The sequence below is a fragment of the Desulfobacter sp. genome, from assembly GCA_028768545.1.
Classification (GTDB): Bacteria; Desulfobacterota; Desulfobacteria; order Desulfobacterales; family Desulfobacteraceae; genus Desulfobacter.
In genome coordinates, this window is sequence record CP054838.1 from 2,320,843 (window position 1) to 2,336,234 (window position 15,392).

The 15,392-nt window shown below is 45.8% G+C and carries 19 protein-coding genes; 7 read left to right on the top strand and 12 right to left on the bottom strand.

The window, feature by feature from the left end; translation table 11 throughout:
• Positions 1–63 precede the first annotated feature (63 nt).
• Both HUN05_11100 and HUN05_11105 read left to right on the top strand, forming a co-directional pair.
• A complete protein-coding gene (locus HUN05_11100; GenBank protein ID WDP85609.1) occupies positions 64–471 on the top strand; it encodes a hypothetical protein in 408 nt (135 codons plus the stop codon).
• Positions 472–669: 198 nt separating this feature from the next.
• Positions 670–1,212 carry an SRPBCC family protein gene (locus HUN05_11105; GenBank protein ID WDP85610.1) on the top strand — a complete coding sequence of 181 codons (543 nt, stop codon included), beginning with the start codon at positions 670–672 and terminating at the stop codon, positions 1,210–1,212.
• Here HUN05_11105 and HUN05_11110 read toward each other — a convergent pair.
• Together HUN05_11110 and HUN05_11115 are read right to left on the bottom strand one after the other, a co-directional pair.
• Positions 1,209–1,760 (bottom strand): NUDIX domain-containing protein, encoded by a 552-nt coding sequence (locus tag HUN05_11110; GenBank protein WDP85611.1) that lies wholly within the window; start codon positions 1,758–1,760, stop codon positions 1,209–1,211. The two genes, HUN05_11105 and HUN05_11110, sit on opposite strands and share 4 nt — an antisense overlap.
• A gap of 7 nt (positions 1,761–1,767) precedes the next feature.
• Positions 1,768–2,091 (bottom strand): hypothetical protein, encoded by a 324-nt coding sequence (locus HUN05_11115; GenBank protein WDP85612.1) that lies wholly within the window; start codon positions 2,089–2,091, stop codon positions 1,768–1,770.
• A 234-nt stretch (positions 2,092–2,325) separates the two neighbouring features.
• Between HUN05_11115 and HUN05_11120 the strand changes: the two genes are divergently transcribed.
• Entirely contained in the window at positions 2,326–3,495 is a 1,170-nt protein-coding gene (locus HUN05_11120) for a multidrug effflux MFS transporter (protein ID WDP85613.1), read from the top strand.
• A 38-nt stretch (positions 3,496–3,533) separates the two neighbouring features.
• On the opposite strand, the gene HUN05_11125 is transcribed toward HUN05_11120, so the two are convergent.
• The gene (locus tag HUN05_11125) at positions 3,534–4,142 is read right to left on the bottom strand and encodes a DUF2284 domain-containing protein (protein WDP85614.1); all 609 of its coding nucleotides are present in this window, start codon (positions 4,140–4,142) and stop codon (positions 3,534–3,536) included.
• Positions 4,143–4,332: 190 nt separating this feature from the next.
• Between HUN05_11125 and HUN05_11130 the strand changes: the two genes are divergently transcribed.
• Both HUN05_11130 and HUN05_11135 read left to right on the top strand, forming a co-directional pair.
• Positions 4,333–5,223, top strand: coding sequence for a DMT family transporter (locus HUN05_11130; GenBank protein WDP88030.1), 891 nt, complete (start codon positions 4,333–4,335; stop codon positions 5,221–5,223).
• A 137-nt stretch (positions 5,224–5,360) separates the two neighbouring features.
• Entirely contained in the window at positions 5,361–6,065 is a 705-nt protein-coding gene (locus HUN05_11135; protein ID WDP85615.1) for a YkgJ family cysteine cluster protein, read from the top strand.
• Here the strand turns inward: HUN05_11135 and HUN05_11140 are convergent.
• Positions 6,062–6,343: an RNA-binding protein gene (locus HUN05_11140; GenBank protein ID WDP85616.1), complete on the bottom strand. Its 282-nt coding sequence runs from the start codon at positions 6,341–6,343 to the stop codon at positions 6,062–6,064. The genes HUN05_11135 and HUN05_11140 overlap by 4 nt on opposite strands.
• Positions 6,344–6,500: 157 nt before the next feature.
• Complete coding sequence (locus tag HUN05_11145; protein WDP85617.1) at positions 6,501–7,724, bottom strand: DEAD/DEAH box helicase; 1,224 nt, start codon at positions 7,722–7,724, stop codon at positions 6,501–6,503.
• Between the two features lie 303 nt (positions 7,725–8,027).
• Between HUN05_11145 and HUN05_11150 the strand changes: the two genes are divergently transcribed.
• Positions 8,028–8,453: a tetratricopeptide repeat protein gene (locus tag HUN05_11150; GenBank protein WDP85618.1), complete on the top strand. Its 426-nt coding sequence runs from the start codon at positions 8,028–8,030 to the stop codon at positions 8,451–8,453.
• Positions 8,454–8,670: 217 nt separating this feature from the next.
• On the opposite strand, the gene HUN05_11155 is transcribed toward HUN05_11150, so the two are convergent.
• The 6 genes from HUN05_11155 to HUN05_11180 all read right to left on the bottom strand — a co-directional run bounded on the left by HUN05_11155 (position 8,671) and on the right by HUN05_11180 (position 14,060).
• Positions 8,671–9,126: an adenylate/guanylate cyclase domain-containing protein gene (locus HUN05_11155; GenBank protein WDP88031.1), complete on the bottom strand. Its 456-nt coding sequence runs from the start codon at positions 9,124–9,126 to the stop codon at positions 8,671–8,673.
• On the bottom strand, positions 9,069–10,280 hold the full coding sequence (locus HUN05_11160) for a hypothetical protein (protein ID WDP85619.1): 1,212 nt from the start codon (positions 10,278–10,280) through the stop codon (positions 9,069–9,071). The genes HUN05_11155 and HUN05_11160 overlap by 58 nt, the downstream gene beginning before the upstream one ends.
• A gap of 192 nt (positions 10,281–10,472) precedes the next feature.
• Positions 10,473–10,922 carry a MarR family transcriptional regulator gene (locus HUN05_11165; GenBank protein ID WDP85620.1) on the bottom strand — a complete coding sequence of 150 codons (450 nt, stop codon included), beginning with the start codon at positions 10,920–10,922 and terminating at the stop codon, positions 10,473–10,475.
• A 257-nt stretch (positions 10,923–11,179) separates the two neighbouring features.
• Positions 11,180–11,953 (bottom strand): outer membrane lipoprotein-sorting protein, encoded by a 774-nt coding sequence (locus HUN05_11170; GenBank protein ID WDP88032.1) that lies wholly within the window; start codon positions 11,951–11,953, stop codon positions 11,180–11,182.
• Positions 11,954–12,033: 80 nt separating this feature from the next.
• A complete protein-coding gene (locus tag HUN05_11175; protein WDP85621.1) occupies positions 12,034–12,831 on the bottom strand; it encodes an MMPL family transporter in 798 nt (265 codons plus the stop codon).
• Positions 12,832–12,848: 17 nt separating this feature from the next.
• Positions 12,849–14,060: an IS256 family transposase gene (locus HUN05_11180; protein ID WDP85622.1), complete on the bottom strand. Its 1,212-nt coding sequence runs from the start codon at positions 14,058–14,060 to the stop codon at positions 12,849–12,851.
• A gap of 227 nt (positions 14,061–14,287) precedes the next feature.
• Here HUN05_11180 and HUN05_11185 point away from each other — a divergent pair, with 227 nt between their 5' ends.
• Positions 14,288–14,872, top strand: a complete 585-nt coding sequence (locus tag HUN05_11185; protein ID WDP85623.1) for a diguanylate cyclase — start codon at positions 14,288–14,290, stop codon at positions 14,870–14,872.
• A 184-nt stretch (positions 14,873–15,056) separates the two neighbouring features.
• Here HUN05_11185 and HUN05_11190 read toward each other — a convergent pair whose 3' ends face one another.
• The gene (locus HUN05_11190) at positions 15,057–15,260 is read right to left on the bottom strand and encodes a hypothetical protein (GenBank protein ID WDP85624.1); all 204 of its coding nucleotides are present in this window, start codon (positions 15,258–15,260) and stop codon (positions 15,057–15,059) included.
• Positions 15,261–15,392 lie beyond the last annotated feature (132 nt).

Consider the following 15,392-nt stretch of genomic DNA (forward strand, 5'->3'; position numbering starts at 1 on the left):
CAAAGGGTAGAAATAGGGGTTCATTTTGACGCGAAAAATTGACTTTGGGGATGGTTTGGGTAAATGACCGCTAATCGACAAACGGGCTTGTCTGCTAAAACAAGCCGGTTATATGATGTGAGCGCAGCACTGCTGGCATTCATCTGTTGGGGCGGGTGGGCCTTTTTTATAAATTATTCGGCCGGTGTGGTCACAGGACTGATTTCAGGGCTGACCCAGGGAACCGTCAGCATGATCATGACCCTGGTAATGATCAAAATCGTCACCGGTATGTTCCACCTGATTGCAAACCATATGATGCAGTTGGTCATGCCGACCCTGTTTACCGTGGGCGGTGCCGCAGGACTCCTGGTGCTGATGCACTCCCTGGTGGGCACCCCCAATATTTTCTGGACGATTCTTCCGGGGCTCAGCGGTGCGGTGCCGTTCTGTTTTTATACCTCATACAAACTGCAGCTTGCCGCAAGATAAACAATAAAAACGGCCATGGCCTAAGACAAGCCCAGGATGGGATATTGTTGGAAATTGCCTTTGTGATGGTATTCGCCGTGACCAGAATAATTTTGAATACAGCGACTCATTCCAAAAGAACAAATCAGACTTCCCTCTAAGCCTTATCCAAAGAAATGTATTAGTAGAATATTAAATTTTGTTAAATGGGAGGTTTAAATGCAAAAAAATATTCTCATAGACAAATTTTTACCCTGCTACACCTTTAATGAATACCATGAAATCCTTGTCGATTCTCCAATCGAGAAGGTCTATAAGGCTGCATCTGACGTTGATCTTTCAGAATCCAAAACAATAACATGGTTATTCAAAATCAGAGGGTTGCCGACAAAAAGATTAAACTTACAAGGTTTTATCCATGATATTGGGTTTACTCACCTTGGGTGTCATCCCCCCTATGAAAATTTAATGGGGTTCTGGGCAAGGGCTAAAATTGTTCCCGTCCCAGGGTATGAAGCGTTTGCAGCAAATTCGATTTCACCTTGGATTAAAGTTGTTTGGAATTTTCAATTTGAAAAATTAGAACCCAATAAAACCAAATTCAGCACGGAAACCAGGGTCTTGTGTGTTGCATCAATCACAAAACTGACATTTGGCTTCTATTGGTTTATCATAAAGCCGTTTAGCGGGTTAATTCGACAAAAGATGCTTAAAATCATAAAAAAAGATGCCGAAGCAGAGGGTATGAACGGCGAAACCTAAAATTTTTCCTTGAGAAATTGAATGGTTTTTTGAACTGAGTCCATGCCAAAAGCCTTGGGATCAAGGGCTTGGACCGGGATAAACTCAAAACCTGCCACGTCATCCAAGGCGGCTATGGGATCAAGGCTTTTGACCTGGCAGACAAAGGCAATGTCCGTGACAGGGTAGATCACGGATTTATAAGGGTAAGTGTTGGCAAAGGAACAGACAAAGGCCGATTGAACAAGATCCAGGTTCAGCTCTTCTTTGATCTCTCTTTTAAGACAATCGTCTATTCCTTCTCCAGGCTCGGAAAATCCGCCGGGCAGGTCAAGGCTGCCCTTTTGGGGATGGAATTTGCGCCGGGTTACAAGCAGCTGTTTTTGATCATCAAAAATCAGGGCCATGGCTGCTGCTGCGCAATTGATGAAAAATGAAAATCCGCAGTCCGTGCAAAAAAAGGATTTAATACTTTTGGGTTTTAGGGTTTTAGAACCGCAGCCGGGGCAGTGGGAAAAAGAATCACGGTTGGGATTTCGGCTTGGATCCGGATCAACACAGGCGGTCATATAGGTCCTAACAGGTCAGGTGGAAGCAGGCGCTGATCTCCTGAGCCTTGGGTTGTTTTATCATTTGGTTATACAAGGAGACGGCCCTGGGAGTATCTAATGCCTTGATGGTGATGCCTAAGCGCTCAAGTTGGAAAACAAGTTTCGGGGCAAGGCGCATTTTTCCATGGGCACCTGTGCCTGCAATGATCAGGTCCGGCCGCTGGAGCAAAAGGCTTTCCAGGTCTGAGATATCCACAAGATGGCCTGACTTTCTGTGCCAATTGTCTTTGACCCTATGATCCGGGAAGATGATCAGGTCCGAGGAAAACACGGTGTTTCCGATTTTCATTTTTCCAAAGGAATATGAGGTGATAATGGGCATTTTGATTTTCTCGCCATAAGGTCATTTACCCATAAGCTTAATACCTAATTGGACCCAGGTCAATGCGCGGGAAAAGGAAAACAAAAAGGATATTGAGCCAAAGTTTTTCTTGACACCCGAGGATGGGTCGTTATTTTACCTAGGTTTTTTTCAAGCTGTGGGTATTCAGGTCGTGGTCTAAAATATGGCAAAAGGTTAAAAATGAAGACAAATAAGACAATATGGCTGCTGGCATTGCTCAGCGCCTTTCCTCCCCTTTCCACAGATATGTATTTACCTGCAATCCCTCTGCTTCAAAAGACATGGGACCAGCCGTTGAGCACCATAAACCTGACTCTGGTCGGTTTTTTTATTTCCTATTGCATCTGCCTTTTATTCTACGGGCCCTTGTCCGACCGGTTCGGCCGGAGACCGCCCCTTTTGGCAGGGATCGGGATCTATATCGTGGCCAGTCTGCTGTGCGGGGTTTCAGGCAATGTGGGCTGGCTGATTTTATTCCGGGTGTTCCAGGCGGCAGGCGGTGCTGCGGCATCTGCCATGGCCCTGGCCATTTCCAAAGATGTGTACCAGGGGCATGAACGTGGGAAAATTCTGGCCTATATTGGAGTGATCATGGCCCTGGCCCCCATGGTGGCCCCTGTTATCGGGGGATGGGTGATGATCTGGCTGTCCTGGGAGTATCTGTTTTTTATCCAGGCCATGATCGGGATGGTTGCCTGGGCCGGGGTCTACAGAATGCCTGAAACCCTTGAACAGGTTTCTGCTATCTCCATGGTGCAGACCGCAGGCATTTACCTGGCGTTATTAAAAAACAAGCGGTTTATAGGCTTTACATTGATGATGTCCCTTGTGGTGATACCTCATTTTTCTTTTATCGGCGGGTCTGCTGATATTTATATCACCCGGATGGGGGTCTCTGAACAGGTTTTCAGCTATTTTTTCGCCATGAATGCCGCTGCCATCATGGCCGGTTCTTTTACATTTACACGGATGATTGAAAAGGTCAGTTCAGAGGCGTTGATGACCCTGAGTTTTGTTGGGATCTTTATTGGCGGCCTGGGAATGGTTTTGCCGTGGATGCAAGGTCCCTGGGGGCTGGGACTGCCCATGGCCGTGATTTCCTTTTCATTTGGGCTGAGCCGGCCGCCCTCGAACAACCTGGTGCTTGAGCAGGTGGACAGGCACGGGGGAGCCGCCTCTGCCTTGATGGTTTTTATTTATTTTATTCTGGGGGCTTTTTCCATGTGGTTGATTTCCCTGGATTGGACTGACAAGGTCTTTTTCATCGGGGGAATGGGAATGGTGTGCGGGGGGAGCCTGACAGGGCTTTGGCTTGGATTTTCAAAATTTGCCCAAAAACCATCACCATAGTATTGTGAAATTTCATTGGATTTGGGCGGGGATTTTGTCTAGCAGATGAGCACCAGGCCGTAGACCCCGGCAGTTTCTTTTTGAGGGGCCAGGGTTTTTCCTTCTATGAATTCTTGTTGTTCCCATCCTGCGATTTTAATCAAATGGGCCACATCAATACCAAAACCGGACATGGACGGCCTGGCCTGGTCAGGATGTCTGCAAAGACCTTGGGGGGAAAGCCCCTGACAGTCCGGCTTATCATGGCAGAAAATGGATTTGCAGGATCCTCCGGCAAATGCCCGGGCCTGGTCATATCCCATGGCTTTTGCCGTAATTTCCAAATATGCTGCGGTGTCATGGAGAACGGCAAAGATCTGGCTGGCATTGTAGGAAAATAGGATAGAGGAAGGAACCTCTATGTTGAAAAACAGGGCATGGGTGTAATCTTTAAGCCATTGGTTAAACTGGTCCGGGCCCTGAACATGGGGAGGGCAGCTCAAGGACTGCCCGAAATTGCTGCATTTAGGCTGGCTGCAATACCGGGCAAGTTCTTTTTTGACCAGAATTTTGTTGGAAGGTATGATCAGGGCATCTGAAACCCCCTGGGCCTTTGCCTGGTGAATCAAAAATGATAAATTTTTTTGAATATCCTTATTTTTTGTCATGGCCCTTTTTTCTATGATATTTTAATCCGAGTATGGGGATTTTTTTTAAAGTATACCAGGTAAATTCCTGGGGATAAATAGATTTTTGTTCCCTAAAAAATTTAGTGCATCTGTTAGTTTTTATTTGTTTCAAAATAAAGGATACTGCCCTTATTTGAAGATGAAAAAAGGAGAATAGATGACAGGGAAAATGATCAATCAATCCGATCAAATGATACAGGGCTATGTTTTTGCCCTGGCGGCTACAGCCATCTGGTCCGGTAATTTTATCGTGGCACGGGGGCTTAGCACGCTGATGCCGCCGGTAAGCCTTGCGTTTTACCGGTGGCTTACCGCCGTGATTGTCTTTACCCCCTTTGCCCTCAAGGGGATGATCAAGGAACGAAAGACTGTGGCCAGGCATTGGCGGTATTTTGGGATTACCTCCTTTTTAGGCATCACCTGCTTTAATACCTTTATTTATATTGCCGGCAGTACTACCTCTGCTGTCAACCTTTCCCTGATCAGTATTTCCTTTCCCATATTTGTCCTTTTTCTGGACCGAATTTTGTTCAAGGCCCGTTTAACCCCGGCAAAATTGTTCGGCATCGTCCTGGTTCTTGCCGGGGTGATCTGCCTGATTACCAAAGCAGATGTCAACACCCTTGTTGATATCTCCTTTGCAAAAGGGGATTTGTGGATGGTTCTGGCTGCCGGGATTTTTGCCGTTTACAGCATTCTGCTCAAAAAAAAGCCCTTAAATATTTCCCTTTTTACCCTTCAATATACCTGCTTTGTTCTGGGGCTTATTTTTTTAGTTCCCTTTTTTATTTGGGAACAACGCCTTGTCACCCATCCGCTTTTAACCCGGGCCACCATCCCGGCGATTTTGTACGTTGGGATTTTTGCCTCTTTGGCTGCATTTTTATTCTGGCACCGGGCAATTGTGATTATGGGGCCTGCAAAATCAGGCATGGTGTATTATACCCTCCCGCTTTTCAGCATGGTCCTGGGAAGCGTTTTTCTGGGAGAAAGTTTAGGGCTTGTCCATCTTGCAAGCCTTGTCCTGATTCTTTCAGGGATCTTGCTCACCAACCAATAGGTGACACTTGAATATGGGTTGACCCCCCAAGGCAAATGGGTTAGGGTGCCCCATCTTTTACTTTTAAAGTAAGCTCAGGAAGCTGTTTTTGGTCTTCATATTTAGATGACTCTCTGTCCTTACGCCTGCGAGGGGCAATGAATCATCAGGAGATGGATGCGGACCAGGGTGGTCTTAAAGCGATTCTTTTTAATATTATCCAGGGAAAATTGGCAGATCCAAACGACCATGGGCATCTGGTCGGTATTCTCAGGGAAATGATGGATTTTGGGCAGGAGCTTGTTCAGGATCTTGAAATATCCGGACAGGCCCCCAAGGTTTCATGCGGAAAAGGGTGCAGCTATTGCTGCCATTCCAGGGTGAATATCCTGCCCATTGAAGCCCTGCTGATTTCAGGGTTTATGGACAAAGAGTTTGACCTTACGGCCGTTGAAGCCATCAAGGCAAAGATTCAAACCAACCTGGGGCTGACCCGGGGAAAGAGTTTTTTTGAACGGGTTGCCCTGAAAGAGCAAACCCCCTGCATTTTTTTAGAAAATGGCCAATGCAGGGTCTACGAGGTTCGCCCCATGATTTGCAGGGCATGGAATTCTTTGGACAAAAAGGGGTGTCAGGCTGCATTTGCCAATGGAAATGCAGATGCCCAGATAGACAGTTCCAAGGTCCGTAACTATGTGTTCAGTACCACCCGGGATCTTTTTGGAGAACTGAGCTGTCAGATGGGTCTTCAGGCGGATTTACGGCAGATTCCAGAGGCCATCGGGGACTGTCTGGCATCCAGCAGTCCCCTGGTCCTCTGGGGGGGGGGCGGTGAATTGTTTAAACCCCAATTTCAGGTTTAAAACCGTCTTTTCTTAAATTTCTTTTTGGGTTTTTTGCCGTCCGGCGTGGACTGGTTGACCTTGATATGTTTTCCTTCCAAAAAGAGTTTGTTCAGGGCTTTAACCGCCTTGTCCGCCTCTGAGTTGTTGGGCATTTCAACAAAGGCGAATCCCTTGGAATCACCTTTGAATCGGTCTTTGATCAATTTGACGCTTTCCACGGTGCCGAATTCTTCAAACATGGATTGAAGTTGGTTTTGGTCTATTGAAGGCGCCAAATTGCCCACATATATATTCATATAAGGTCCTTGTTTGTTTAGTTGTGTTATGGGATCCCATACCAAAAGGATGCCATTTAAACAGAAAGAATGGGTCCTTTATAGTGAAAGGGCCTGTTTTTCAATACAGGCGCTTTTGATGCTATCTGTTGCCTTTGAGGATAGCAAGGATTTTCTTTTAAAGGCCTTTGGGAAGCCAGTTTGACCCGTTCTTTTTTTCACTTTTTCTGGGTCTTGGGTTTTTGGGGGCCTGTTTTTTGGGGGCGTTTAATTGGGAGGTTGAGGTGAATGCTGCATTTTCAACCTGGATTTTTTGTTTCATGAGACGCTCAATTTTGCCAAGCAACCCTTGTTCTTCGGCACTGACCAAGGAAAGGGCAATACCGCTTGCCCCGGCACGGCCAGTACGTCCGATCCTGTGGATATAATCTTCAGCCACATGGGGCAGGTCAAAATTAACCACATGGGGCAGGTGTTGAATATCAAGCCCCCGGGCAGCAATATCTGTTGCCACAAGGGTTTTAATATTTCCTTTTTTAAAATCGGCAAGGGCCCGGGTCCGGGTGGCCTGGCTTTTGTTTCCATGGATAGCGGCCGCTTCAATTCCGTCACTGATCAATTGTTTGGTCAAGCGGTTTGCCCGGTGTTTGGTCCGGGTAAAAACCAGAACCTGTTGCCATTTTCCCTTGCGAATCAGGCTGGAAAGCAGGCCTCTTTTGTCCGTCTGGGACACAGGGTATACTTTTTGATTGATTTTTTGGACCGTGGTGTTTCCCCTGGAGACCTCAACCATGGCCGGATTTTTAAGCAACCCCTTGGCCAGTCCCTTGATCTCTTGGGAATAGGTGGCTGAAAAAAGCATGTTCTGGCGGTTTTTAGGAAGATAGGTCATGATTTTTTGAATATCACGGATAAATCCCATATCCAGCATCCGGTCGGCTTCATCAAGGATGAGAACCTCAACCTTTGAAAGGTTGACCGTTTTCCGGTTGACATGATCAATGAGGCGTCCGGGAGTGGCCACTAGAATATCAATCCCTTTTTTCAGGCCTTTGATCTGGGGATTGATGTTCACACCGCCGAACATGACCATGGACCTGAGGTAAAGATTTTGCCCATAGGCTCGAATGCTGTCATCCACCTGGGCGGCCAGCTCCCGGGTCGGGGTGATGATCAGGGCCCTTGGATGGCCGTGTGCGGGTTTGACCGTTGACAATTTCTGGAGCAGGGGCAGGGCAAAGGCCGCTGTTTTTCCCGTACCGGTTCTGGCCCCTGCCAATATGTCTCGGTCCTGTAAAATAAGGGGAATCGCTCTGGCCTGGATGGGGGTCGGGCTTGTGTAACCCTGGGTTGAAATAGAATCAAGTATGGCAGGGCACAGCCCTAGTTGCTTAAATGGCATGGATAAATCTCTCCTGTATTTGCCTACCCCTTTTGCGGGGGCCGGTCCAGGCCTGGATATTTTAAAATTTGGTAAGGATTGAGGCAAATTAGGAAGGAATTAACCGCAACGCTACAGGTGCCGACCGGATGGTACCTTGTTAAAAACATTTAATTATACCAGGGTTTTGGATAAACGCAAGACAAATTTTTCACCCATGAGATATGATGGGGGCAAAAAACATGAAATATGGGTCAATACTTGCTCCAAAGGGTTAGGTTTGATAGAAGGCCTTACGCAAAAGTTGAATCATGAGAGGTGAGAATGACTGAACATACCGTTGAAGAACAATTGGCTTCATCCATAAAAGAGTTAACCGCGCTTGAAGCAAAATGGGGACAAGACCATCCCGAACTGGTCAATACCTTGAGCCGAATCGGCAGTCTGTACTGGGATGCCGGGCAGTTTGCCAAGGCCGTAACCTATGGGGAAAAGGTTTTAAATATTATTGAAAATCAATTGGGGCCCAATGATTTCCAGGTGGTCACCAGTGCAGAGAATCTGATAGCCGGCCTGGTCAAGATCCGGCAGTTTGCAAAGGCAATGAAAATCCGGAATCAAATTTTCAAACAATTGGACAAGAGTCATCCTCGGTTTGCCTATTTTCAGGCATTAAAAGCCTATATTGCCAAGGAAAGCACAAAGTCAGGCTTTCGTCCCCCGTCCAGACGGAAAAAAAAGAAAGGCTGATTTAATTCGTAAATTGGCCTGCCGGGATTAAAGGGACAGAACCGGGCCGGCGCCTTGGTTTTATGGGCCACAACAGCAAGGTTTTTGTCAAAATTACCCTCGCTTGCCGCTTTTGTCGTGGTATTGAGGGACGGTAAAGAAGAGGATGCGGTGCCTGTTCCCAAGCCAAAGGGGTGATACCCCTGGATTTCAAATCATTGGAAAATGTCTGTACACCCTAAGCCTGAAAAGAGCAGAACGGGTTTGGCGCCAAGGCACTGAGGGCTGACGTTTTCGTGCTCGCCTTGATAACGCTGAAGAGGGTGACCTTTTTAGTTTTTCCCTTTAACCTGACTCCGGGCATTTGAACAAACTCAACCCCCCTGCCTGCATTTTGAACAATATCTTTGGAAACCAGAATATCTGTTTTGAATTTTTTGTTCATATCCTGGATCCTTGATGCGGTATTCACGGTATCCCCGATCAGGCTGTAAGCGATTCTTTCCCTGGCCCCAATATTGGCGGCCAACACCTGACCCGTATGAATCCCGATGCCGTGCTTTAACCCCTGATAGCCCTGGGCCTGAAGTGTTTTATTGAGTGCCTCAAGCCTCGTTCTCATATCAATGGCAGCCTTTACCGCAGCCCGTTCATGTCCGGCCAAAGAAAGGGGGGCACCAAATACCGCCTCGATTTCATCCCCGACGAATTGAAGACCATTCCCTTATGCTGTTTAATGCATTGGGTCATTTCATCCAGGTAGGCGTTTAATATACGGATGATGTCAGTGGGCGGGGTCTTTTCCACCAGGGGGGTAAAATCTTTTAAATCGGCAAACAAGAGGGTGGCCTGCTTGAGTTCCCCGTCCAAAGGGATGTCTCCTTTGAGGATTTCATCCCGGACCTCCTGCCCCACATACCGGCCAAAGGTGCTGCGGATGAATTCTTTTTCCTTTAACCCCTCTGTCATTCTATTGAGGGTCTCTCCGGCAAATCCGATCTCGTCCCGGGAAAAAATTTTAGCCCTGGCGGAAAAATCACCTTTAATTACAAGGGACAGGGACAACATGATTTCCTCCACCGGCCGCCTTAATGTTTCAGATACCATAAGCAACAAAAATATCGCTATGGCAATAAAGAGTATGCTTTCCATGGAAATGGCGCTTTCAAGAAGATCCAGCAGATCTGATTCACTCGTCTGCCCTGTTGCCTGGATGTGTTTAAACCGGCTGATGGTCAGGCGGATAAAGACCAGGGGAACAATGGATATCGCAAAAACCAAAATTCCCAGCCGGGCCCTCAAACTCACGGACCAGACACCGGACACCTGCATCAGGTCCCCATTTGGGAAGAAAACCGGTACCCAATTGTTCTGGATGACATGTTCAGCCCAGAAAAAGGCAAGCACTCCTGTGGCCAGTCCGCTGGTTATCCCCACCATAAGGGTGTTGGAGATATTTAAGAGCCAACAGGCAAAACCAATAGCCCCCCAGGCGACCAGATTAACGCCGGCAATAAGATAGGGCTCGTTGAGCAGGCGCTTTCTGGCCAGGGCCACTCGGGCCGGGGCCATCGGTCTGCCGGTATAATACCGTTTCAAGCATTGACGGATCGGCCATTCATAGGCAATGACAATCCCTGTATTTATCGCAATCCAGGCCATGCCCAAAATCAGTTCCGTATTCCCGAAAAACCAAACAAACCGGTCCGAAGGCACCGGCATCCGATAATAGGGAAAAAGACCTGACATGATGCTGCCCAAGAGATTAACAATAAAATTGCCCAAAATAACTTCATTGGACAGGTGAAGGTATTGAACCCTGGGTTTGACAAGATGTTCGGTAGTCATTTTTTTTCCTTTGGGTCAAGGGGGGTATCCTGGGCAGGGTGGCCTCCCGGGGTAAATCAAAGGCTCAGCCTGACTTGTCGTGTGATTGTGCCGGGGGGTAAAATAAAAACCTGTATTCGTTTAATTGTGATTTCGTTGTAAATTTTTAAAAAAATACCGGACAATGATAGATTTTTGCCCGGTATCAGATCTTCAGAAATTAAATTTGTCCGCCACCTTGGCAAATAGCCTGATAAATGCCTCTCTTTCCTCGGGCTCAAGGGATTGCAAAATGTGACGGTTCTGTTTGTCATCCAGCTCCATGTGGGCGGTCATCATCTCTTCGCCCCTGGGGGTGATCTTGAGTGAAAAAGACCGGTAATCCCTGGGATTGATGATCCTTTGGACAAATCCCTTTTTTTCCAGCTTGGCCACAATGCTGCTCAGGGTTGTCTGGGGCAACCTGAGTCTTTCACGGATATCCTTTAAAATGATATCCGGTTCTTCATATGCCATGCTGATCACATGCATATCAGAAAAGGTGAGCCCTTTAAGTTTATCAGACTTTGATTCCGGCCTGCTGGTCATGATTTTAAGCCAAAGCGTATGAAAGGCCTTGTTGAACCTGCTGACCTGATCGACTGTTATTTTGTTTTTTTCCATTCTATTTTCCCATATGGTTGGTTGATTCGATATCAGAATATAACGATAATCGGTACACACGTCAACCCAAAAAGTTTGTCCTGCACGGCTGCAGTCGGCTACAAAGGCAGGGGGATCGGCCACACCATAAGTATGGTCAATCCCCTAAGGCGACCCTCTTTGAAATTTTCTCGCATTTAAAATTGTGATCAATAAATTGTCCGGTTTGCTGAATCCTAATCTAAAAACGCTTTTTAGAGTGGTTATATTCCAATATTTTATCTGCCTTTTTCAAGGAAGCGTGATGTGAAATAAGCATCATTATTTTCGGGTGTAAATTTAATATCATTATACTTAAATATTGATTTTCTATTATTTTTTACATTGGTCATCACCATATCCATGATTTTATACTTGTGGTTAACAGCATCGATTTCTTTGACTTGATTAACGGCCAATTGTTTGAAAATTTCTCCTTGATAATCATAGTAATCAGCCTTACGTTCGATAAAATCGGCTTTGCTTATCCAGGAAATTTTTTTGGTAAACCCGTTTTCATCGGCAACGTCGTCAGTTTTCGGTATGGCCTGAATGACCCAGCAGGTTTGGCCTTTAACCACAGCCTTCCCTAAATTCGTGTATTTAAAGTCATCAATTATGGGTCTGGATGTATCCGCATAGGAGAATTCAGAGCCCATAAAACTTTTTGATTTCTGGGAGCTTACAATCCTTCGTGTCTTGCGCAATGACGGCAAATAAATCCATGTATCGTCATCGGCTTTATGATAGTCGTACGTTAGAATGCCAATGCCTTTAACATCGGCAGGGGAAAGAAATTTAAACAGAACTTTTTCAGTATCGCCATCTTTGGTCATTTTACTCACCTGGGCATAGTTTTTGATCCTTTTTCGTCCTTTTTGATCAACGATGATTAAGGTTGCAACAGCTTGTAGACCTTTAACCTTACTTGCATCATTTCCTTTTTCTATGATCTGCTCGGGACTGAGCGGTTTGTCTGCAATAGCATTTTGAGAAAAGTGGATTAAAAGCATGGCCGAAACCATAAATCCTATTTTATAAATTTTTTTCATACCTATTCCTCTTAAAAGGATTGGAAGATGATTTTTGTCAATCAGGCAGTCAATTGTGAGGGCTCTTTTTGGGGCGCTCTTTTGGGCTCCAGAAAGTCTGGCTTGAACACAATGCACAAGGACGGAACAAAAATGATGGCGCCAATCAGGCAGGAAGAGATTGATACAATAATCAGGAAACCAAAGAATTTTACCGGCACAAAGTGTGAACTGAATAAAATGGAAAACCCGACAACAACGGATAGTGCGTTGAAGATTATTCCCCGGCCCGTTGTTAAAAGGGTATGTTTTATGGCTTCAACATGGTCATGATGGTTTTTCCTCTCTTTTTTATACCGCCATAAAAAATGGATGGTATAATCAACACCAACGCCGATCATGATGGATGAAAGAAGGGCATTGATGATATTTAACTCAATACCCAGGTATCCCATGAGACCAAAGAGAAAAATCACGGATAAACCCAGGGGGACGGCTCCCAATACACCTGCAATAAAAGACCTGAAGACAATCATGAGAATGAGTGAAATAAGAATGATTGAAGAGGCAATCGCAACAAGCTGACCCTGGACCACATGATTTGCCAGGCCTGAAAAAATATCTGCGACCCCGCCGATACAGGTTACATCCGGGTCATCTTTTGTCAGTTCCCGGATTTGATTGAGAACCTTTTGCAGAACAGAGGAGGAATGTTCAGAATTCTGTGTCACGGTTTCGGTTCCCGGATCTGCCTCAGCGCCAGCGGAAGTAAAAGTCAGGTCCGAGAATGGGCCTTCAATCAGCCACGTCGGAGGAGTTGACTTTTGCTGGAGTGGAGTTCCTGGAACCATCTTTTCCATCTGTAAATAAATCCTTATCAAATTCCCAGCTCTTTATCCAGCCGGCCTTCAAAGAAAATTGCCAACTGGGAAATTGTCAGTGACCAATTTTGAATCGGCATTGTCCATTTTTTACTGGCGTTCTGGATCCCCATGTAAAGCAGCTTTAACAGGCTGTCCTGGTTCGGGAATGATCCCTTTGTTTTGGTCAGTTTTCGAAACTGTCGATGCACAGCCTCAATGGTATTTGTGGTGTATATTATCCGTCGAATCTCTTCTGGATATTTAAAGAAATGACTGAGGCGTTCCCAGTTGTTCCGCCAGGATTTTATCACAATCGGGTATTTGTCATTCCATTTATTTTCCAAGATATCCAGTTCTTCTTCGGCCAGATCCTTATTGACCGCTTTATAAACACGTTTTAGATCTGCCATAAATTCTTTTTTATTTTTGGAACCAACGTATTTCAATGAATTTCGGATCTGGTGGACTACGCAGAGTTGAACTTCTGTGTCCGGGAATATGGTCTCAATGGCCTCGGGAAAACCTTTTAGACCATCAACACAGGCAATCAGGATATCTTTTACCCCTCGGTTTGAAAGGTCTGTTAACACCTGCAGCCAGAAGTTCGCACCCTCATTCTCGGATATGTACAGCCCAAGAACCTCTTTGCGGCCCTCGATATTCACCCCAAGAATTGTGTAAACGGCTTTGCTGCCGACCTTTCCGTTTTCTCGTACTTTATAATGTATGGCATCAAGCCATACGATTGGGTACACATTTTCCAACGGCCTGGCCTGCCATTCTTTGACGGTATGGATGATTTTATCGGTAATGGTGCTCAGAGTGGCATTTGAAATCTCAAGTCCATAGATTTCCTGTAAATGGGAAGCCATATCATTATAACTCATGCCCAGGCCGTAAAGGGCTATTATCTTTCTTTCAATTTCATCGCTGAGCGTTGTCTGATGTTTTTTGACGATCTGTGGAGAGAAGGTTCCGGCCCTGTCACGCGGGGTTTCCAGCTCAAATTTACCATCCAGGGATTTAATGGTCTTTTTGCTTTTTCCATTACGGCGGTTGGCAGAAACTTCCTGCCCGAGATGGGACTCCAACTCTCCTTCAAGAGCAGCTTCAGCAAGATTTTTGATTAATGATGTAAGGACGCCGCCCTTACCTGTGAAGGGTTTACCTTCCTGGATGCCTTTAAGGGCTTTTTGAAAATCAAATTCGGTGTTTTCTTCGGTCATGTCAGTTCTCCTTATTTAGCTGAGTATATCAGCTTTCATTCAACTGACACAGAATTTTGAACGCCCTTAAAAAAAGGGTAATCTTCAACCTTTAATAAGATGTTCAGCGGGCCGATTCATTGGGCCGGGGAAGGTATCATAAAATATGCAGATTATCCTAAAAAATGTGTTCAAAATAAAGAGAACGATCAATGTGTTTTAAGGCTGGAAAGCATAAACATGTCCCCATGGAAAATCAATCATGGGATGGGTTTCCATGGAAAGAAATGCCATGCCTGCGGCTTGAAAATTACATGGGGGCCAAACCCGAACATTTCCCGGAAGTGGTGGTGAAACTTTCCTACAACACCCGGGCCGTTTTTGTGATGTTTCAAGTCAAAGACCGATACGTTCGCGCCCTGGCTGGCAAGGATCAGGATGAGGTGTACAAAGACAGTTGTGTTGAGTTCTTTTTTACTCCGGGTCCTGATCTGTCCAAAGGATACTTTAACCTTGAGATGAACTGCGGCGGCACCATGCTTTTTCATTTTCAGCGACAGCCCAGAGAAAAAAGAATCCATTCTCTGCCGTCCATTGTTGATCCGGAAATAAAAGCGCCTGTTGTCTGGATCGTCGGTTATGAAATCCCCTTTTCTTTGCTGAAAAAATACTGTCGGGTGAGCATGCCCGGGCCCCAAACCCACTGGCGGGTTAATTTTTATAAATGCGGGGATAAAACCTCCCACCCGCACTGGCTGACCTGGTCGCCAATTGACCTTCCTGCCCCTGACTTTCACCATCCTCAGTCTTTTGGCCGATTGGAGTTTCAATGAAAGTTGTTAGGATCATTTTTGGAAACGACCTTGTTCTAAGACCTGTCTTTGCAGAGGACTGCGTGGAAGAATAAAAGAATAAGGGCACTCCACAGGTTGCTGAAGACCCTTATCCTTTTTTGAATCGTCAGGGTTTTGCCTTGGGAAAAAGGCCACTTCTAATCATTGTCTTTTGGCCGTGTTTTTAGGCCAGGCTTTCAAATTTTCCATGCCAGGCGCATTTGTCGCAATAGGTTTCATCCTCTTTTTTTATTTCCGGGATATTTTGGGTGTCAAGGGTTTCATCAAACACAACCTTGCCGTTAGGAGCTGTGAATTCATAAATTTCATATTCATCCTCGGCATCTTTGATATAGAACCGGTCATATCCGCATGTCGGGCATTTCATGATTTTTCCTCCAATATCTGGGGGTCATATTCTTTTTGGAAATGGGTCTGACACCCGAATATTTCACGAATCGATTTTACTTTAGCTGCAAGGCGTCAGGCTGTGAAGCCGTAGTAACTTTACTGCAAACGG

Bases quoted from the DNA above. Each gene is read 5' to 3' on its own strand.
- HUN05_11100 (WDP85609.1), top strand. From the start codon at position 64: ATGACCGCTAATCGACAAACGGGCTTGTCTGCTAAAACAAGCCGGTTA.
- HUN05_11105 (WDP85610.1), top strand. From the start codon at position 670: ATGCAAAAAAATATTCTCATAGACAAATTTTTACCCTGCTACACCTTT.
- HUN05_11110 (WDP85611.1), bottom strand. From the start codon at position 1,760: ATGACCGCCTGTGTTGATCCGGATCCAAGCCGAAATCCCAACCGTGAT.
- HUN05_11115 (WDP85612.1), bottom strand. From the start codon at position 2,091: ATGAAAATCGGAAACACCGTGTTTTCCTCGGACCTGATCATCTTCCCG.
- HUN05_11120 (WDP85613.1), top strand. From the start codon at position 2,326: ATGAAGACAAATAAGACAATATGGCTGCTGGCATTGCTCAGCGCCTTT.
- HUN05_11125 (WDP85614.1), bottom strand. From the start codon at position 4,142: ATGACAAAAAATAAGGATATTCAAAAAAATTTATCATTTTTGATTCAC.
- HUN05_11130 (WDP88030.1), top strand. From the start codon at position 4,333: ATGATCAATCAATCCGATCAAATGATACAGGGCTATGTTTTTGCCCTG.
- HUN05_11135 (WDP85615.1), top strand. From the start codon at position 5,361: ATGAATCATCAGGAGATGGATGCGGACCAGGGTGGTCTTAAAGCGATT.
- HUN05_11140 (WDP85616.1), bottom strand. From the start codon at position 6,343: ATGAATATATATGTGGGCAATTTGGCGCCTTCAATAGACCAAAACCAA.
- HUN05_11145 (WDP85617.1), bottom strand. From the start codon at position 7,724: ATGCCATTTAAGCAACTAGGGCTGTGCCCTGCCATACTTGATTCTATT.
- HUN05_11150 (WDP85618.1), top strand. From the start codon at position 8,028: ATGACTGAACATACCGTTGAAGAACAATTGGCTTCATCCATAAAAGAG.
- HUN05_11160 (WDP85619.1), bottom strand. From the start codon at position 10,280: ATGACTACCGAACATCTTGTCAAACCCAGGGTTCAATACCTTCACCTG.
- HUN05_11165 (WDP85620.1), bottom strand. From the start codon at position 10,922: ATGGAAAAAAACAAAATAACAGTCGATCAGGTCAGCAGGTTCAACAAG.
- HUN05_11170 (WDP88032.1), bottom strand. From the start codon at position 11,953: ATGCTTTTAATCCACTTTTCTCAAAATGCTATTGCAGACAAACCGCTC.
- HUN05_11175 (WDP85621.1), bottom strand. From the start codon at position 12,831: ATGGAAAAGATGGTTCCAGGAACTCCACTCCAGCAAAAGTCAACTCCT.
- HUN05_11180 (WDP85622.1), bottom strand. From the start codon at position 14,060: ATGACCGAAGAAAACACCGAATTTGATTTTCAAAAAGCCCTTAAAGGC.
- HUN05_11185 (WDP85623.1), top strand. From the start codon at position 14,288: ATGGAAAATCAATCATGGGATGGGTTTCCATGGAAAGAAATGCCATGC.
- HUN05_11190 (WDP85624.1), bottom strand. From the start codon at position 15,260: ATGAAATGCCCGACATGCGGATATGACCGGTTCTATATCAAAGATGCC.